The 17,583-nt window shown below is 39.3% G+C and carries 14 protein-coding genes, 1 tRNA gene and 1 pseudogene; all 16 read left to right on the top strand.

Annotation, left to right across the window (positions count from 1 at the left end; translation table 11 throughout):
- The first annotated feature begins 8 nt into the window (after window positions 1-8).
- The 16 genes and pseudogenes from serS (at window position 9) to G630_RS0109060 (ending at window position 17,563) form a co-directional block, all read left to right on the top strand.
- Window positions 9-1,295 (top strand): serine--tRNA ligase, encoded by a 1,287-nt coding sequence (gene serS / locus G630_RS0109135; protein ID WP_022761806.1) that lies wholly within the window; start codon window positions 9-11, stop codon window positions 1,293-1,295.
- A 62-nt stretch (window positions 1,296-1,357) separates the two neighbouring features.
- Window positions 1,358-2,242: a DUF3881 family protein gene (locus G630_RS0109130; protein ID WP_022761807.1), complete on the top strand. Its 885-nt coding sequence runs from the start codon at window positions 1,358-1,360 to the stop codon at window positions 2,240-2,242.
- 84 nt (window positions 2,243-2,326) lie between these two features.
- Complete coding sequence (locus G630_RS23510; RefSeq protein WP_022761808.1) at window positions 2,327-3,397, top strand: sensor domain-containing diguanylate cyclase; 1,071 nt, start codon at window positions 2,327-2,329, stop codon at window positions 3,395-3,397.
- 9 nt (window positions 3,398-3,406) lie between these two features.
- Window positions 3,407-4,222: an MBL fold metallo-hydrolase gene (locus tag G630_RS0109120; protein ID WP_026498406.1), complete on the top strand. Its 816-nt coding sequence runs from the start codon at window positions 3,407-3,409 to the stop codon at window positions 4,220-4,222.
- Window positions 4,223-4,253: 31 nt separating this feature from the next.
- The gene (locus G630_RS0109115; RefSeq protein ID WP_026498405.1) at window positions 4,254-6,413 is read left to right on the top strand and encodes an InlB B-repeat-containing protein; all 2,160 of its coding nucleotides are present in this window, start codon (window positions 4,254-4,256) and stop codon (window positions 6,411-6,413) included.
- Between the two features lie 15 nt (window positions 6,414-6,428).
- A complete protein-coding gene (locus G630_RS0109110) occupies window positions 6,429-7,535 on the top strand; it encodes an NHL domain-containing protein (RefSeq protein ID WP_026498404.1) in 1,107 nt (368 codons plus the stop codon).
- Window positions 7,516-9,321 carry a CHASE2 domain-containing protein gene (locus G630_RS21325; protein WP_175475169.1) on the top strand — a complete coding sequence of 602 codons (1,806 nt, stop codon included), beginning with the start codon at window positions 7,516-7,518 and terminating at the stop codon, window positions 9,319-9,321. Before G630_RS0109110 ends, G630_RS21325 begins: the two co-directional genes overlap by 20 nt.
- Before the next feature lie 45 nt (window positions 9,322-9,366).
- Complete coding sequence (locus G630_RS0109100; RefSeq protein ID WP_026498403.1) at window positions 9,367-10,170, top strand: FRG domain-containing protein; 804 nt, start codon at window positions 9,367-9,369, stop codon at window positions 10,168-10,170.
- A gap of 50 nt (window positions 10,171-10,220) precedes the next feature.
- A tRNA-Arg gene (locus G630_RS0109095) sits at window positions 10,221-10,294 on the top strand.
- A 170-nt stretch (window positions 10,295-10,464) separates the two neighbouring features.
- Window positions 10,465-11,754 carry a leucine-rich repeat protein gene (locus G630_RS0109090; protein ID WP_026498402.1) on the top strand — a complete coding sequence of 430 codons (1,290 nt, stop codon included), beginning with the start codon at window positions 10,465-10,467 and terminating at the stop codon, window positions 11,752-11,754.
- A 105-nt stretch (window positions 11,755-11,859) separates the two neighbouring features.
- Window positions 11,860-12,537 carry a helix-turn-helix domain-containing protein gene (locus G630_RS0109085; protein WP_026498401.1) on the top strand — a complete coding sequence of 226 codons (678 nt, stop codon included), beginning with the start codon at window positions 11,860-11,862 and terminating at the stop codon, window positions 12,535-12,537.
- On the top strand, window positions 12,528-13,436 hold the full coding sequence (locus G630_RS0109080) for an IS3 family transposase (protein WP_155831962.1): 909 nt from the start codon (window positions 12,528-12,530) through the stop codon (window positions 13,434-13,436). Before G630_RS0109085 ends, G630_RS0109080 begins: the two co-directional genes overlap by 10 nt.
- 166 nt (window positions 13,437-13,602) lie before the next feature.
- Window positions 13,603-15,232: pseudogene (locus tag G630_RS21320) on the top strand (IS1182 family transposase).
- Between the two features lie 234 nt (window positions 15,233-15,466).
- The gene (locus tag G630_RS21315; protein ID WP_049946157.1) at window positions 15,467-15,784 is read left to right on the top strand and encodes a DUF3795 domain-containing protein; all 318 of its coding nucleotides are present in this window, start codon (window positions 15,467-15,469) and stop codon (window positions 15,782-15,784) included.
- Window positions 15,777-16,976, top strand: coding sequence for a methyltransferase domain-containing protein (locus tag G630_RS23505; protein WP_049946156.1), 1,200 nt, complete (start codon window positions 15,777-15,779; stop codon window positions 16,974-16,976). Before G630_RS21315 ends, G630_RS23505 begins: the two co-directional genes overlap by 8 nt.
- Before the next feature lie 83 nt (window positions 16,977-17,059).
- The gene (locus tag G630_RS0109060; RefSeq protein ID WP_026498399.1) at window positions 17,060-17,563 is read left to right on the top strand and encodes an NUDIX domain-containing protein; all 504 of its coding nucleotides are present in this window, start codon (window positions 17,060-17,062) and stop codon (window positions 17,561-17,563) included.
- Window positions 17,564-17,583: the final 20 nt, after the last annotated feature.

Genomic DNA, 17,583 nt, shown 5'->3' with positions numbered 1-17,583 from the left:
AAAATAAAATGATAGATATTAAATTCTTAAGAGAAAATCCTGATGTAGTTAAAGAAAACATAAAAAAGAAATTCCAGGATGAAAAACTCCCGCTTGTTGATGAAGTTATAGAACTCGACAATGAGAGAAGAAAAAATCAGCAGGAAGCAGATGATCTTCGTGCAAGCAGAAACAAGATTTCCAAAGAAATCGGAGCATTGATGGCTCAGGGCAAGAAAGAGGAAGCTGAAGCGAAAAAGGCAGAGGTTGCTGCTAATGCAAAGAGACTTGCAGACCTTGAAGAAAATCAGAAAATTGTTGATGATAAAGTTCTTAAAATCATGATGGTCATTCCTCAGATCATTGATGAGAGTGTTCCGATTGGTAAGGATGATTCCGAAAATGTTGAGATTGAAAAATTCGGAGAGCCTGTGGTGCCGGATTTTGAAATTCCTTATCACACAGACATTATGGAGAGATTTAACGGAATCGATTTTGATGCTGCAAGAAGAGTTGCAGGAAACGGTTTCTATTACCTCATGGGAGATATAGCAAGACTTCACTCAGCTGTTATTTCTTATGCAAGAGACTTCATGATTGACAGAGGATTTACTTATTGCATTCCTCCTTTCATGATTCATGGAAATGTTGTTGAAGGTGTTATGAGTTTCCCTGAGATGGAAGCTATGATGTATAAGATTGAAGGAGAAGATCTTTACCTTATTGGAACAAGTGAACACTCAATGATCGGAAAATTCAAGGAACAGCAGATTGAAGAGGCAGACCTTCCTCAGACCCTTACAAGCTATTCACCTTGCTTCAGAAAAGAAAAAGGTGCTCATGGTATAGAGGAGAGAGGCGTATATAGAATTCATCAGTTTGAGAAACAGGAGATGATCGTTGTATGTAAGCCTGAAGAATCAAAAATGTGGTATGACAAGCTTTGGCAGAACACAGTTGATCTTTTCCGCTCCATGGATATTCCGGTTCGTACACTTGAGTGCTGTTCAGGTGATCTTGCGGATCTTAAATGTAAGTCCTGTGACGTAGAGGCATGGTCTCCGAGACAGAAGAAGTACTTCGAAGTTGGAAGCTGCTCTAACCTTGGAGATGCTCAGGCTAGAAGACTGAAAATCAGAATCAAGGGTAAGGATGGAAATTATCTTGCTCATACACTTAACAATACAGTAGTGGCACCTCCGCGTATGCTTATTGCATTTCTTGAGAACAATCTCAATGCAGATGGATCTGTTAATGTGCCTGTAGCACTCAGACCTTATATGGGCGGCAAGGAAAAACTTATACCTGTAAAATAATAAATAAAAATATAGCCTTCATAAATGAGAAAAAATGAAGGAATGGAAAGGAGGTGAAATCCATGCATAATTACCTAAGAGCAATCGGTTTTGAAAATTTCAAAAGCAGAGATGATATTCAGCAGCTTATAGCTATGACTGTTCAGCAGGCAGATTCAAGATCCTATGTTACTAAGGATGGTGAAAAATTATTGGGGGAATTCTGCAAGGATTTCGCCGACGGAATCGGAATTTGCGTCTGCGGAGAATTTAATGAGCAGGACAAATTCCTTTATGACTATTACTATCCATATATCAGAGGAACCCGTATCACTACGGAGGAAGATATAACAGTATCCAGACACGCAAGTAGAGAATCCTATGCCGGAGTTTGTGATGACCTTCGAGTAGGAGTAACTGTAATTTTTTATTTACAGAACATGATTCCTTATATCAAGGTTCAGAATGAAAACAGATTCCCCATAAGAGGAACTACGCTTACGATGTCAGCCCTTTCTCTTAAAGGAACTATAATGATGCCTATCGCCAAAACCGATAGTGATAAAAGTTTTGCAAAAAAGAGAACCAGGGAAAGAGAAAAGCTGATGCATAAAGCCAGAAAAGGCGATGAAACAGCTATGGAGACTCTTTCCATAGATGATATGGATACATATAGTGCTCTTTCCAAGCAGATAAAGACAACTGACATCTATACGCTTGTTGATAACTACTTCATGCCCCACGGTGTTGAATGTGATCAGTACAATGTTATGGGAGAAATCATGGAATGCCATGAAGAAACCAATTCCCTGACAGGACAGACACTTGAGATTATGACTATCAACTGCAATGAGCTTATATTTGATGTTTGTATAAATAAAAAGGATCTTCTGGGCGAACCAATGCCGGGAAGAAGATTCAAAGGAACTATATGGATGCAGGGATTTGTCAATTATCCTGATGCATGAAAAACTAATGTCATGTATTGCCTCATAAAAATATGGTAAAATATTCCTGTAACATCGTTTTGTTGCATTATGAGGGATAATAATATGAATAGTGATAAAAGTGATCAAAGTGCACTTTTTAACAGAACTCTCGATATTACACAGGATTTGTATAATAAGATGAGTACGGCAGAAGCAGAAGGAGGATGGAACGATCATTTCGGACTGTTCTCTATTTTTGCTGAGCTTGGAAGAACACTTGTAGAAGCAGACAGATGCAGCTTTTGGAAATGGGATAAGATAAATCATAAGCTGATAACCAATGCTGCTGTTGGCACAGATCAGATCATCATCGATGAGAACACAGGTCTTGTGGGACGTGCCATCAGAGAGAAAAAACCAATCGTAACAAATGATCCGTACAATTGTCCGGATTTCAATTCTTCAGTGGATAAATCCACAGGATATACCACAAAATCAATTCTAGTAATTCCATGTTTTAATTGCAAAGGAGAAATGATAGGCGCTTATCAGGCTATAAATAAGCTTGATGACAAGGGCTTTGATCTTGAACATGATGTCAGAAGACTATCTCTGGCAGCAGTTGTTTGTGGGATTACTCTTGAGGCGGATACCTTCCTCGATGACTCGCAGACAGATAAGCTGACAAAGCTTAGAAATCGTATGGGTCTTCATAGCGATTATAAATCTAAATATCTCAAACTCATGCAGAGGTCTGACGATGATAAAGTAACTGTTTCAGTAATTATGTGTGACATCGACCACTTCAAAAGGGTAAATGATACTTACGGACATAATGCGGGAGATGCCGTACTGGAGCACGTTGCGAAGAATTTAAGAGAAAGTGTCAGAGAATCAGATACTGTTTACAGATGGGGAGGAGAGGAATTCATCATTTTCCTTGCTAAGGCAGATCTTGATCAGAGTGCATTTGTAGCAGAGAGAATCAGGAAAAGAATCGAAGCTTCAGTATGTACCTTTGAAGGAACTGATATCAAAATTACCATGAGTTTTGGCTGTGCTGAAATGGATCCGGCAGTACCTGTAGAAGATAATATCAAGGTTGCAGATACCAGATTGTATATTGCCAAGGAAACAGGTCGAAATCAGGTTATCAAGGAAACGATAGAAGGCTATGAGAAGGTAGACTCATAAGGGGAAAATATGGGGGAAAAAATTTTTTCAGTTACTATTCTTGGTGCAAGGGGTTCTATTCCTGTAAGTGGAAAGGAATATAACTTGTACGGTGGTGAAACTTCATGTTATATGGTTGAACTTGGAAAACAGGTTATTTTTCTGGATGCCGGAACCGGAATAATTAATGCGCCTGATTTAAAGGATAAGGATAATGTTTATATTATTCTTTCTCATCCACATCTTGACCACATAATTGGACTTCCCTTTTTTCCGGAACTATCTAAAAAGGATAAGACAATAACACTATTCGGAAAAAGATTAAAAGAAAAATCAATTGAACATCAAATAGAAAAGGCATTTTCAAAACCCTACTGGCCACTTACCATTGCGGAATATCCTTCCAATATAATTTATAAGGATCTTGAAATTCCTCTTGAATTGCGTGACGGAGGAGAAAAGATACTTGTAGAAGCAGCTGAAGTAAACCATCCGGGGGGATGTCTTTCATTCAAGATTACCTATATGGGGAAAAAGCTTGTTTATATGACTGACTGCGAGCTGCAATCAAAGCCGGAAAGTAATTTGACGGGCTTTGCAAAAGACGCAGATCTAATTCTTTTTGATGCACAGTATACGGAAAAAGAGTATGAAACAAAAAAAGGATTCGGTCATTCGACTTTAAAGATGGCTAAAGAGTTTAAAGAACTTACGAACTCTAAGAAAATGATTCTTATTCACCACGATCCGAAGCATAATGACAGTGATCTCAAAAAAATGGAGGACAGTTTAAAAGAAACTGACATTAGCTACGCAAAAAAAGGAATGAAAATAGATATTTTATGAAAGAAGTTTTTGGGGAGGTAAAAATTTCACTATGAAATCTACCGGAGAAAGAATATTAGTTTTTGCAATGTGTTTGAGCATTGCCATGACAGCCATTTTTGCAGGGCATAAAGTTATGGCTGAGGAAGCGGTTGCATCCACAATCAGAATGACAAAAACTGAGGGAGAAGTAAAAGTAACCGACAGTTCGGGGACAGAGCTCAAGACCACCGATAACATGAGACTATTTAACGGTAATCATGTTGGCACTGATAAGGCAAGCTATGCCTATTTTAATCTTGATGATAAAAAGGCTGTAAAGCTTGATGCCATAAGCGAAACAGAAATACATAAAAAGGGCGATAATCTTGAGGTCCTTGTATTATCGGGAAACATGTATTTTAATGTCTCTGAAAAACTGAAAAGCGGACAAAACGTGAATGTTCGCACTTCAAACATGGTGATGGGGATCAGAGGAACCATCATTCAAACCAGGCAAAACGGTGATACAACAGAAATTGTCTTCATCGATGGAAATGGAGAGGGTGAAACCAGCGATGGACAGCATATAGAGGCAGGACCCGGTGAAAAGGTTACTGTACAAGGCGACCAGGACGGAAGTGTGAAAATTAATACTGATAAAGCCACTATCGAAGATTTAGGAGGTTTTGTCTGGATTGAGATTGCAAATGATCCTGATGCCAGAGATAAAGCGGAAGGTGCCGGTTTTGACACAGAAGGAGTAACTCCTGAGTCCGCAAAAGATAGACAAAATAAGGAAGAACAAGCGAATTCAGATTTACAGGACAAAGTAAATAAGAATAAAGAAGACCAGGATAATAATTCAAATAATGATGCATATTGGGGCGGAAATTCTACACAGGCACAAACTGTTACTAATACAAACACACCTCCCCAGGCAGTAACACCTCAGGGACAGGGGAATACTGTACAACCTGAAACCCCGCAGGAGCCGGCAACACCAGAAAATACTAACCCGGTTGTTGAGCAGCCTTCCGAAGAAGATCCTCCTGCTGAAAATAATGATGGAGGAAGTCAGCAGAAAAAGAAGTATAAGATTACGCTAAATTTCGATAGTGATGACGGAAAAGTAAAGTCAACGGTATCTGAGGCAGAAGAGGGAAAGAGTGTAACAATAAAAGTTAGTCCTAAGGATGGATATAAGGTTAAGAGCGTATCTTCTAAGCAGGTGGACTTAGAAGAAGATGATGGAAAATATACGTTTGATATGCCTGCTAAGGATGTAACAATAACGGTTAAATTTGAAAAGGTGGAGGAGGATACACCTCAGCCTGAGCCGGAACCTGAACCGGAGCCGACTAAGTATACTGTTACAACAGAATGTGACACCAGCCAGGGAAGTATTACTATCAGCCCTTCTGGAGAACTCACTGCAGGAACAGAGGTTACAGCAACGGCCGTTCCGAATGAAGGATACTCTTTTGATTCGATGACTATTACAAACACTTCAGATAACAGTGCAGTCACAGCATCCGGAGATGGAAATACAAAATCATTCACGATGCCGGAAGGTAATGTAAAGGTTAGCGCTACATTTAAACTTAATACTTATGATATTGCAACATCTGTTAGTGGTGCAGATGCTTCATATGTGAGTGTACTGATAAACGGAGAGGCAGCAACCAGTGCAGCCTACGGACAGAAAGTTACAGTCAGAGTAAAGATGGATGATAATTATTATCCTAAAACAATAAGTGTTAACGGCAATTCAGAAGCAGCGACCTATGTCAGTGCAAATACAGAAGAAGAACCGTGGACACTTGATTATGAATTTACTTTGGGTGCTGCAAATGCTCAGGTGGATGTAACATATGTTGAACCGACTACAATAAGTAATTTTTATGCTCCAGAGTTTTATTGTATTACAAATGTAAGTAGTATTAAGGGAGATGTATCTGTAAGTAGAAAAGAACCTGATGGTTATGCAGGAGCATACGCAACAGGGGATTATGATACAAACCTAGATGATGCGATATTAATAATTATGCCTGAATCAACTCTGACAATAGGAATTGGAATGACTATCAAGGTAGGAGCAAATGCATATGTATATAATTATGGAACGATAGAATGTGAAACAAATGCTGATCAACCGGAAACAAATGGTTCTATAGTAGGAGCAGAGGGACATATTATAAATCGAGGAAATGGAAGAATAATTAACCAATAATAGGGGTAAATCTGTATGAAAAAAGTAAGTTCATTTCGAAAAAAAATGAGCATTTTATGTAGCTTCTTCATCACTGTGCTCATTATAGGAGGCTGTGGAACAAAGAGCAGTGACGTCACAACTGACACTGCGCAGGAAGGCGCTGTAGATGCAAGGGGAGAAGTTGAAGCAAAAGAAAAAACTCCTGAGCAGAATCTGGAGAAATCATCAGAGACTGTTGATGAGAAGAGTGTAGATAAGGATGAAAAAGGCTATCTTGAAAATGAGAAATTTAAGCCTTGTACAATTTTCATTGATGGTGATGACTTTATCATATCCGATACATATTATGATGCAGTCTGGAAATATGATGGGGAAGAATTCACAAAGATCGCAGGAGCTGACAGCGTAGAGGATATCTATGGTGTGCCACTTGGCGGATACAATGACGGAAAAACTGAGGAAGCTCTGTTCACGGATCCTTTTGAGATTACCAAATTCCAGAATGGCTATGCAGTTTCCGATACAAAAAACGATGTTGTAAGGTACATACATGATGGAATAGTTGAGACACTAAATGCAGCTATTTCCTCAGGTGGCAAGGAAAAGCCTTGTGAGTTTAATAATCCTACAGGACTAGCAACTGATAATGACGGAAACCTTTATGTATCAAATACCGGAGAAGGAGAAATTATCAGAATTACAGGTGACGGAAAAGCGGATAAGGTTCTTGTTAATCTGAATGAACCCATGGGACTGTACATTTTTGATGGATTTCTGTACATAGCTGAGACAGGAGCAAACCGTATAGTGAAGGCTTCCATAAAGGAAGATAAGGCCGGAGTGATCGAAGAAGTTGCAGGAAGCGGAGAAGAAGGAATGAAGGACGGCGATGCAAAAGAGGCACTTTTCTCATCTCCGAAAACACTTTTTGTAACAGAAGACGGATCAGTTTATGTGGCAGATACAGTTAATTCCGCAATCAGATGTATAAAAGACGGAGAGGTTTCAACTGTTGTAGAAGGAAATACCGGAGAGATCAATGCTTACCCTGTAACACCTACAGGTCTTTGCATAAAAGATAATGTGCTTTACGTTTGCGACAATTTCAATGGTAAAATCTATGAATTTGAAATGGAATAAGTATGGCAAATATTTTATAGCATTACTAATTTCAATTATCTTTGTTTTAATCTCCATAAGCGGGATTACAGATTCCGCAGACGGAGTTGTTTCTGATGCGCTCTACCAGAAAAGGATAGCAACCGACGGACAAATAGTTGTTGTCGGAATTGATCAGAAAGCACTTGATGCTTTGGGGCCTTTTCCCTGGTCCAGGAGTGTAATTGCAGATTGTGTCAGTTACTTAAACAGTGCGCAGGAAAAACCTGCCGTAATCGGACTTGACATTTTGTATGTCGGAGAAAGTGCAGACCCTGACGCTGATGACTATCTGGCAGCAGTTTGTGAAAATGGACAAAATGTGGTTGTGGCTTCTGCGGCAACCTTCGGGAGCGAACTTCAGATTGAAGACGCCGGCTTCTATATGGATGAGAGAGCTGTGCTCGCTTTTGATGAACCCTATGATCAGTTAAAGGCAGCAGCGGGCTATGGCCACATAAACACCATGGCTGACAGCGACGGTATCATCCGTCATGGAATCTTATATGTGGATGTTCCGGGAGAAGGGAAGGTATACTCTTTTTCCAGAACAATCTATGAAAAATTCTGTGAAAACAATGGAATAGAGAAAAATCCTCTTCCAAAGGAAAATGACGGATTTTTCTATATACCCTATTTTACAAATGCTGGGGGATACTATGATTTTATCTCTGTAGCGGATCTGTATTATGGTGAAGTTGATCCTGAGTTTTTCTCCGGAAAGGCCGTTCTTATAGGACCTTACGCAGCAGGACTTCAGGATGAATACAGAACAGCCATTGATCATGCTGCTCCTACCTATGGAGTGGAAATACAGGCCAATCTTGTGGATTTTTTCAGAAGAGGTTTTTATCCGTCAGAGGCATCACGAAATGTTCAGCTGATAATTCTATTTATCCTATGCATAGTCATGTGTCTGTTTTTCTATGATAGAAATGTAATCCCATCTATTATCGGAGAAGTGCTGGTATGCGGCGGGTATATCTTGCTTTGCCTTCTTCTTTATAAGACATCGGGTATTGTTCTGCACGTTTTGTGGATACCGCTTTTTGTATCAATATTATTCATTGGTTCAGTTGCGATAAACTATATTAAGGCTGCAAGAGAAAGAAAAAAGGTCACCAATACTTTCGGAAAATATGTAGACCCGGCGGTTATGAAGCAGCTTCTTGAACAGGGTGAGAGTGCCCTGGAGCTTGGAGGAAAGACTTACGACATAGCGGTTCTTTTTGTGGATGTAAGAGGCTTTACTACTATGAGTGAGGCGCTGGATCCGCCAACAGTCGTAGAAATAATAAATCAGTACCTGACGCTGACAACCGAGTGCATAATGAAAAACCACGGAACGCTGGACAAGTTTGTCGGAGATTGTACCATGGCCTTCTGGAATGCTCCGGTTGCACAGGACGACGCAGTTTATATGGCATGTCGTGCGGCAATGGACATGGTTGAAGGATCAATTGCCCTTGGTGAAAAATTGAATGAGAGATTTGGAAGAAGTGTATCCTTCGGAATAGGAGTTAATTACGGACCTGCGGTTGTAGGTAATATCGGAGCACCACTCAGAATGGACTACACTGCCATAGGCGATACCGTTAATACGGCAGCGAGACTTGAAGCCAACGCTCCGGGAGGTAAGATTCTGATATCAAGAGCAGTTGCCGATATACTTGGAGACAGGGCGGAGGTAACATCTCTTGGAGACAGTATTAAATTAAAAGGAAAAGCTGAAGGGTTTGAGATACTTACCCTGGATGTGCTGAAATAATTTTTTTGGAAAAAAAGAGCTGGCATAAAACTTGTGAGGTGACAGATGATCAATACCGTAAGAATTGATAACATGGATTCACTTTTCCGAATGATATCAGAGCAGGAGTACAGGGATGACCTTGGAAGGCACAGGAATCTCTTTGTGTACAGAGGACAGCCCGATGCGGATTTTGAACTGGTAACAAGTCTTATGAGAAACTGCAAGGACAAGAGAAGAGAGCTCGAGCCTTGTATATTAAGGAATTTTACTAAGTATGCTGCCATAGAGGAACCATCTATAGAAAGGTCCGTATGGAGACAAATGATTTTCGGACAGCATCACGGACTCCCCACAAGGCTCCTTGACTGGTCGTTCTCACCTCTGATTGCACTTCATTTTTCCACAGCTGAAGGGGACATGGATCAGATGGATATGCATGACAGCGCAGTTTGGAGAATAGATATCCATGAGCTTCATGATCTTCTTCCCGAAAAATACAGGCAGGAATCCAAGCGAGTTAACAATACTGTTTTCTCGGTTGATATGATGCAGGATGTATGCGACAGCCTGGATCAGTATGATAAGGATATGGGTAACCAATCGATGGTAGTTATAGAGCCGCCTTCAGTTGACAGGCGCATAGTTAATCAGTATTCTTTCTTTTCCGTGATTCCAAGTGACATGGAGGATATCGAAGGCTTTCTTAATAAAAATACCTCCAACACTTATAAGTATGTATTGGACAAAAAACTTCGCTGGCAGGTCAGGGACATGCTGGACCATCAGAACATTTCGGAAAGAATTGTTTATCCGGGACTGGACGGTCTTTCACGCTGGCTTGGAAGACACTACTTCGTGAAGTCTTGAAGTTAGCTGACGGCTATGATACTATATTTTAGTGCAAAAAAAGCATAAGTGTTCTCGTAGCTCAGCTGGATAGAGCGTCCGCCTCCTAAGCGGAAGGTCGTGTGTTCGAATCACATCGGGAACGTTTACATTGGGGGCTGTCGCATTAGATGCGACAGCCCCATAAATTTGTATTGCCTTACAATAACTCAGTCACTTTACGAAAATTTCATTATTAACCGAATTGACTGCATCCTCGAATTAGTATAAAAATGATTGTATAAACATGCTGAAACATTCATAGGAGGGATATGCATGAATAGATTTCTTCGTAAGCATTTCTTTACGTTTTTTCTTTCACTAATGATAATACTAATGAATTTGCAATTTGGTTCGCTTAGTGTATCCGCAGAGGAAGAAGATATTCAGAAAATTTCTCTGAGTGGTCTTGATTTGAGCGAAAATACCTACATTAACTTTGGATATGGAACATATACAGAACCCAGTAATAGGTGGAAAGATTTAACCTACACAAGTAGCGATGAATCTATAATAAAAATCTCCAACCATTGCATGATTGCACTTAAACCAGGTAAGGCTACAGTAACTGCTTCTTATGTCAATTCTGATGGTTCAACAGTAAGCGATTCAGCAGTAATGAATGTTGATTCGATATATCCTTGGCATCTTATGAATTTGGATACAGTTAGTCCGACTAGCATTGATATAGAAATTGATTATTTATACACAATAATTTATGCAACATCAGAGGATACTAGACATAATTTTTCTGTAGATGAAAACGATAATTGGACTAATCCATCCATATATTCTGTATCTTGGTCAAGCAGCAATGAAAATGTTGTAAAGATAAGACCTTGTCCGTTTACCGGTGTAGAAGATTCGTTTTTTATTCACCCTGAGGGATATAATGGTCGGATTTATCTCACTCCTGTATCAGAAGGAACAGCAACTATTAGCGCTTCATATGGTGGTGTTACTAACTCAGTTACAGTTAATATAATTTCAAACAAATCTTCAGATACGACACCGAGTAAAACACCGGACAATAACGAAATAGAAACTGCCAAGGCTGGAGACAAATTAGTGGATCCAAACACAGGCTCCACATATATTCTTAAGTCCGATGGTAGTGTAGGGTTTAGTTCTCCGTCAAACAACGGGTCTAATATTACCATTCCATCAGATGTCACAATAAATGGTGTTACCTACCCGGTCACATCAATACTGCCTAAGGCATTTAATAACAACAAAAGGATAAAGAAAGTAACAGTTGGAAAAAATGTAACAGTAATAGATTATGCAGCATTCAAAAATGCCACAAATCTTTCGCGACTGGATCTTAAATCAAGCAATGTAACAACAATTGGCAAAGGAGCTTTCTTTGGCTGTAAAAAACTAAAAACAATTAATATAAATGGAAATCAACTTAAAAAGGTTTTTAACGGAGCATTTCGCAATACTAAAAGGAAAGCCAATGTAACTATATATGCAAAGGACAAAAACATCTATAAGAAGCTGGTTAAAGAGCTAAAAAAGAAAGGTCTGAAAAATGCCACTTTTAAATACAAGAAAATGAAGTAAGACTGGTAAACTAAAGGGGCTGTCGCACTAAGAATTTGATATGCTCCCTTCTAGGTAGACAAGAGAAATAATAAAATCTTGTACTGCTTGGGAGGGAGCATTTTTATGTCCAAATATAAGATAGATCCAGATGAAAAATTAATGACAGTAAAGGGGATTCTTGATGGAAAAGAAACACAGTACCATGCAGCAGCAAGGCTTGGAGTTGCACTCACATCCGTACAACTATGGATTGCCATTTACCAAAGCGATGGCACTGAAGCATTTTATCAAAGAAAATACAAAAAATATTCCAAGGAACTGAAGGAGAAAGCAGTTCTGGAGTATATAAATGGAGAAGGCTCATTACTATCTATATGTCAGAAATATGGCATTAGAGCAAAAAGTAAGTTACAAAACTGGATAAAGAAATATAATGGTCATGAGGAACTGAAAGCTTCCGGAACAGGAGGAGTAACCATCATGACCAAGGGGAGAAAAACAACATTTGATGAGCGTGTAGAAATTGTTCAGTATTGCATTTCTCATGATTGCAATTATGCAGAAACTGCTGAGAGGTTCAAGGTATCATATCAGCAAGCACGAAACTATACAGTTAAATATAAGGCCGATGGAATTGAGGCTCTTAAAGACAGGCGTGGAAGAACCAAGTCTAAAGAAGAAATGACAGAATTGGATAGGTTACGCGCTGAAAATAGGATACTTCGTGCAGAAAAGGAACGTGCTGAAATGGAGGCTGCTTTCTTAAAAAAACTCGATGCAATAGAGAGGGGGTGGGACTGAGCCTTATCCGTCATGAGCAGGTATATCTTGCTATTAAGGCAGAGAATGATGAACATGGCTATCCAATTTCTGCACTCTGCAAAGTGGGAAATGTTAGCCGAGCCGCATACTATAAATGGTTGCATAGGGGGATTCCAGCCTACGAAACTGAAAACAAACGTATAGCTGATGAAATAGAAAAAATACACACAGAGAGCCCTGATAAAGGATATCGACGTATTAGAGATGATCTAGAACGGTACCATGATATAAAGGTAAATGACAAACGTGTCCTTAGGATCTGCCGTAAAAAGGGAATTAAATCCACTATAAAATATGCCAACAATGGATGCACAAGGCAGGCGGCTAATCCTCAATTCATTGCCGAGAACATCTTAAACAGAGAATTTTCGGCAGATGCCCCTAATCAAAAGTGGCTGACAGATGTAACGGAATTCAAATATTATGTGGATCAGGAAATTCATAAGATATATTTGAGTGCTATCCTCGATTTATATGATCGAAGAATCGTATCATATGTGATAAGTGATTCGAATAATAACCCATTGGTATTTGATACATTTGATGCTGCTATAGTTGCAAATCCTGGTGCAACACCATTGTGCCACAGTGATAGAGGATTCCAGTATACAAACAGACTGTTCCACGCGAAGTTAGAGGCTGCTAGAATGACTCAGAGCATGTCAAGAGTGGCAAAATGCATCGACAACGGTCCCATGGAAGGCTTTTGGGGAATAATCAAGCGAGAGCGGTATTATGGAAAAAGATTCAATGATAAAGCTTCATTGGTTACGATGATTGAGGAATACATTGAATACTATAACAACAGACGTTTACAGAGAAATCTTGGTGTTCTTACGCCTATAGAGAAACATAAAAATTATTTGCTGGTGGCATAAAAAACTGCCATCAGGAGAAAAACTGATGGCAGAAAATTTATTTTTTTGACTGTCTACTTGACGGGGAACGGTTCAATTAGTGCGAGGCCCCTTTTTAGTGCTAAAAGCCTTGATTAACACAAAGACCAGGCTTCGAAAAGCCTGGTCTTTGCTGTAAAATATATTTATGCTACTAAATAAAATCTTACAAGGAAATTATAGCCTTTCTTCCTTAAATCATCAAATAAAACTTCCGCTCGACATAGACCTATCAGTAGCAGATGACGATCCGGTACGCCTGGTAAGCGCATTCGTGGAGGAGATGGACCTTTCTGATCTTTATGCAACATATGAAAGAATCAGAAAAAGGCCAGGCAACGCCCCGTCATATGATGAAGATAGCACTCTATGCAGCAATGAACAGAATCTTCTCATCTCGAGACATAGAAACCTCATGCAAGCGTGATATCAATTTCATGTACCTTCTTGAAGGCTTGCCCGCACCGGACCATTCAACCATTGCAAGGTTTATTTCCCTTCATCTGTCACAGTGTTCAAAACAGATGATGGCTCAGGTTGGAACAATCCTTCTTGATCTTGGTGAAATCTCTGGGGAGAACATCTTCATCGATGGCACAAAGATTGAATCCATGGCGAATAAATATACTTTTGTCTGGAAAAAAGCAGTTTCAAAAAACATGGCAAAACTGGCTGAGAAGATATGCCTCTTCTGCGCAGAGTGCGAGGAACTTTATGGCTTGAAGATTGTCTATGATGACCAGATATCACTTCATACATTAAAAAGACTCAAAAAGAAACTTTACAAGATTAAGAATGATGAAGGAATAAAGTTTGTCTATGGCTCCGGAAAGAGAAAAACTGTTCTTCAAAGGTCTGTCGAAACACTTGAAGAATACATAAAGAAACTCAAGGATTACACATATAAGCTGTACAAGTGTGGAAATCGTAACAGTTATTCAAAAACAGATCCGGATGCAACCTTTATGCGCATGAAAGAAGATGCCATGCTGAACGGACAGCTTAAACCTGCTTATAATCTCCAGCATGGTGTCGATGCCGAGTATGTTACCTGGCTTGATATATATCCAAATCCCACAGATACTCTGACACTCATTCCGTTTCTCAATGACATGAAAAAACATCTGCCGTTTAAGTACAAGAACATCGTGGCTGATGCCGGTTACGAAAGTGAAGAGAATTATGTTTTTGTCGAGGAAAATGACCAGACAGCATACATAAAACCTCAGAATTATGAACTTTCAAAAACAAGGAAATTTAAAAATGACATCAGCAGACGTGAAAACATGGATTATGACAGTGAGGATGATGCTTATGTTTGCAGGAATGGCAAAGAATTAAAGGCAATCTTTACCCGCAACGAAAAAACAGCAAGTGGCTATTCAAGAAGTGTCACTACGTATGAATGTGATAGCTGCAAGGAATGCCCGTACAAGAAAGATTGCATTAAAGGAAACAACTGCAAGACACCATTTGAAGACAGGAACAAAAGGCTTTACGTTTCGAGAAAGCTTGAAGAAAAGCGCAGTGAATGCCTTAAGCGGATAACCAGCGAATTCGGCACGCAGCTCAGAATGAACCGAAGCATTCAGGCGGAGGGTTCATTTGCAAATGTAAAAGAAGACATGAACTTCAGAAGATATTTGTATAAGGGGACGAAGAATGTTCTTGCACAAAGCGTGTTGCTTGCAATCGGATTCGATATCAATAAACTGCATCACAAGATCATGGCCGGCCGAACAGGAACTCATCTTTTTGAGCTAAAGAAAACGGCATAATTTTTGATCCTTAAAAATCAAACTCCTGTATCTGATCCGAAGATATCTTCGGACTATTAAGTTACTCTAAAAATATGAGATATGAGCAGAAAGCAGATATAAGTACCGATTTTTAGGCCTAAAAAAAGGCCATCGCCCAGATGATTTAATCATCTAATGCGACAGCCCCTTAGTTTTATCTGAGAACCAGGGTGTTGGCAGAATGTAAAATAATATGATAGGGGATAGGCAGTAATGATAGATTTTACAACAATAACCGCTTGCGGTGAGTGCTGCGTTGGATGTGAGAAAAAGATAAAGGGCATTTGTCCCGGTTGCATTGAGGCAGAAGGACGCGTGCCGGAATGGGCCGGATCAGGAATATGCAAGGTTTATGTCTGCTGCAAAGAACACAATGCACAGTTCTGCGGTTTATGTGACGAGTTCCCCTGCGATAATCTTCCACAGATGATTTCCTGGAATCCGAATATTGTGGAGCATCTTACGAAATTGAGAGATGAATACAAGACTGCGGACCGGCGCTCAGAAAGGTTATTTATACATAATGACTGAAGCATACATTGGATTTAAAGGCCGAAATAATTCATCATCGATGCTGGTAAATGCATTGTCGCAGAAGCACTATCTGCTGACAAATTCTTTTGATGGATTAAAAAAAGATATTGATATGCTTCCTGCAGAGTATGATGTGGTATATCTCTTTGGAGTGGATAAGAATTTGACCAACTCGTTTCGCATCGAGCAATATGCGGAAAAGGATGGAATCTGTATAACTACTGAACTTGATCTTAAAGCTATTGCGGAACGTTTGTCAGTAGTGGGTATTAAAAGCACAATATCGAAAACACCAACCCATTATCTTTGCAATGAGGCTTATTGGAATTTACTTGAAAAATATCAGGGTAGAGCAGTGCTGATTCATATTCCAACGATAAAGAATTTTAACGAAATATTTGAAAAAATAACATTAAGTAAAGGCACCAATAAAGATTGGGGAATGGAAAAAGAATACTTATATAGCACAAGAAACAATTTGTGGAATAATGATTACTTTGAGTTTCTTGTAAAGTCTGTATGGAAGATAGACCATCCCGTAAGAATTATAGATTTTGGTTGTGGATATGGATATCTGGCACAGATGATGTTACCACTAGTTCCGAAAGGGAGCACCTATAAAGGAATTGATATATCTGAAGAGCTCATTGCAGAAGCGCAGGATATTTTTTCTGATTCTAATTCGGGGGTTTGCTTTGAAGTGGAAGATTTAAATGATTATGAGCCTGTTGCTGAATATGATATCGCTATATGCCAGGCTGTGCTGCGACATCTCAATAATCCTGAAGACATCTTGAAAAAGATGACAAGGTCTGTAAAGGAGAATGGCCTGGTAATATGCATTGAACCAAGCAGACGCCTGGAAAATGCCGGTATTTTTGCAGACAATGAAGCTTATGATCCATTTGAAAACGATGAATTTTTAAAACAAAAGTGGCTTTTTGAGGAAAAATCCGGTGGAAGAGATTACCAAATTGGTATGAGAATTCCGGTGATTATGGAAAAGCTGGGACTAAAAAACATCGAAGTCAGGATCAATGATTATGTTGATTTCATTAGTGCAGGCAGTGAAGACTTTGAATCAGAGAAAAGAAGGTTTACAAAAGATCATGGCATGGACGACAAATATTTGGAATCTGAGAATTTCATTGCTGCCAGGTGCCATGTGATTTCTTTTGGCTACAAATAAGGAAACATTAGTAGAACTATAATATTGACCTTGCCCTAAGGGTACCCTCTATTATTTGTATATAAATAATGTGGGAGGTTGCCGTGCTTTTTAAATACTGTGCTGAATGCGGACATGAACTTGAGGATATAAAATGCGGGGATGATGATTGCAAGATATGTCCTTCCTGCAAGCGAATTTTTGGAAGAAATCCTATTCCGGTTGTTGAAGTTTTGGTTGTAAATGAGTTTAACGAGATTCTTCTTTTGAAGCAGAATTATATTTCTGAGGATAAGTGGACAGTCGTATCGGGATATATGGTTGAAGGAGAGACCATAGAAGAGGCTGTGGCAAGGGAAGTAAAAGAAGAAACCGGACAGATAGTTACGAAGTGCCGGTATGTGTCCAGTTATTACTTTGAGCCAAAGCAGCTTATCATGATAGGTTTCATTGCTTATGTAAAGAAGGCGGAATTTGCTGAATCTGTCGAGGTGGATGACCATAAATGGTATAGAATAGATGAAGTGGATGATGTAATAGCCAGAGTAAATAATTGTTCCGGAATGCATTTTGATAAGTGCAGAGATTATTTGCAATTAGAGTCTTGAGGGGAAAATGCGATAAAACT

Origin of the sequence: Butyrivibrio sp. WCD2001 (assembly GCF_000424485.1) — a bacterium.
In the GTDB taxonomy this organism is placed as follows: domain Bacteria; phylum Bacillota; class Clostridia; order Lachnospirales; family Lachnospiraceae; genus Butyrivibrio.
This window is presented reverse-complemented; position numbering and strand designations above follow the sequence as displayed.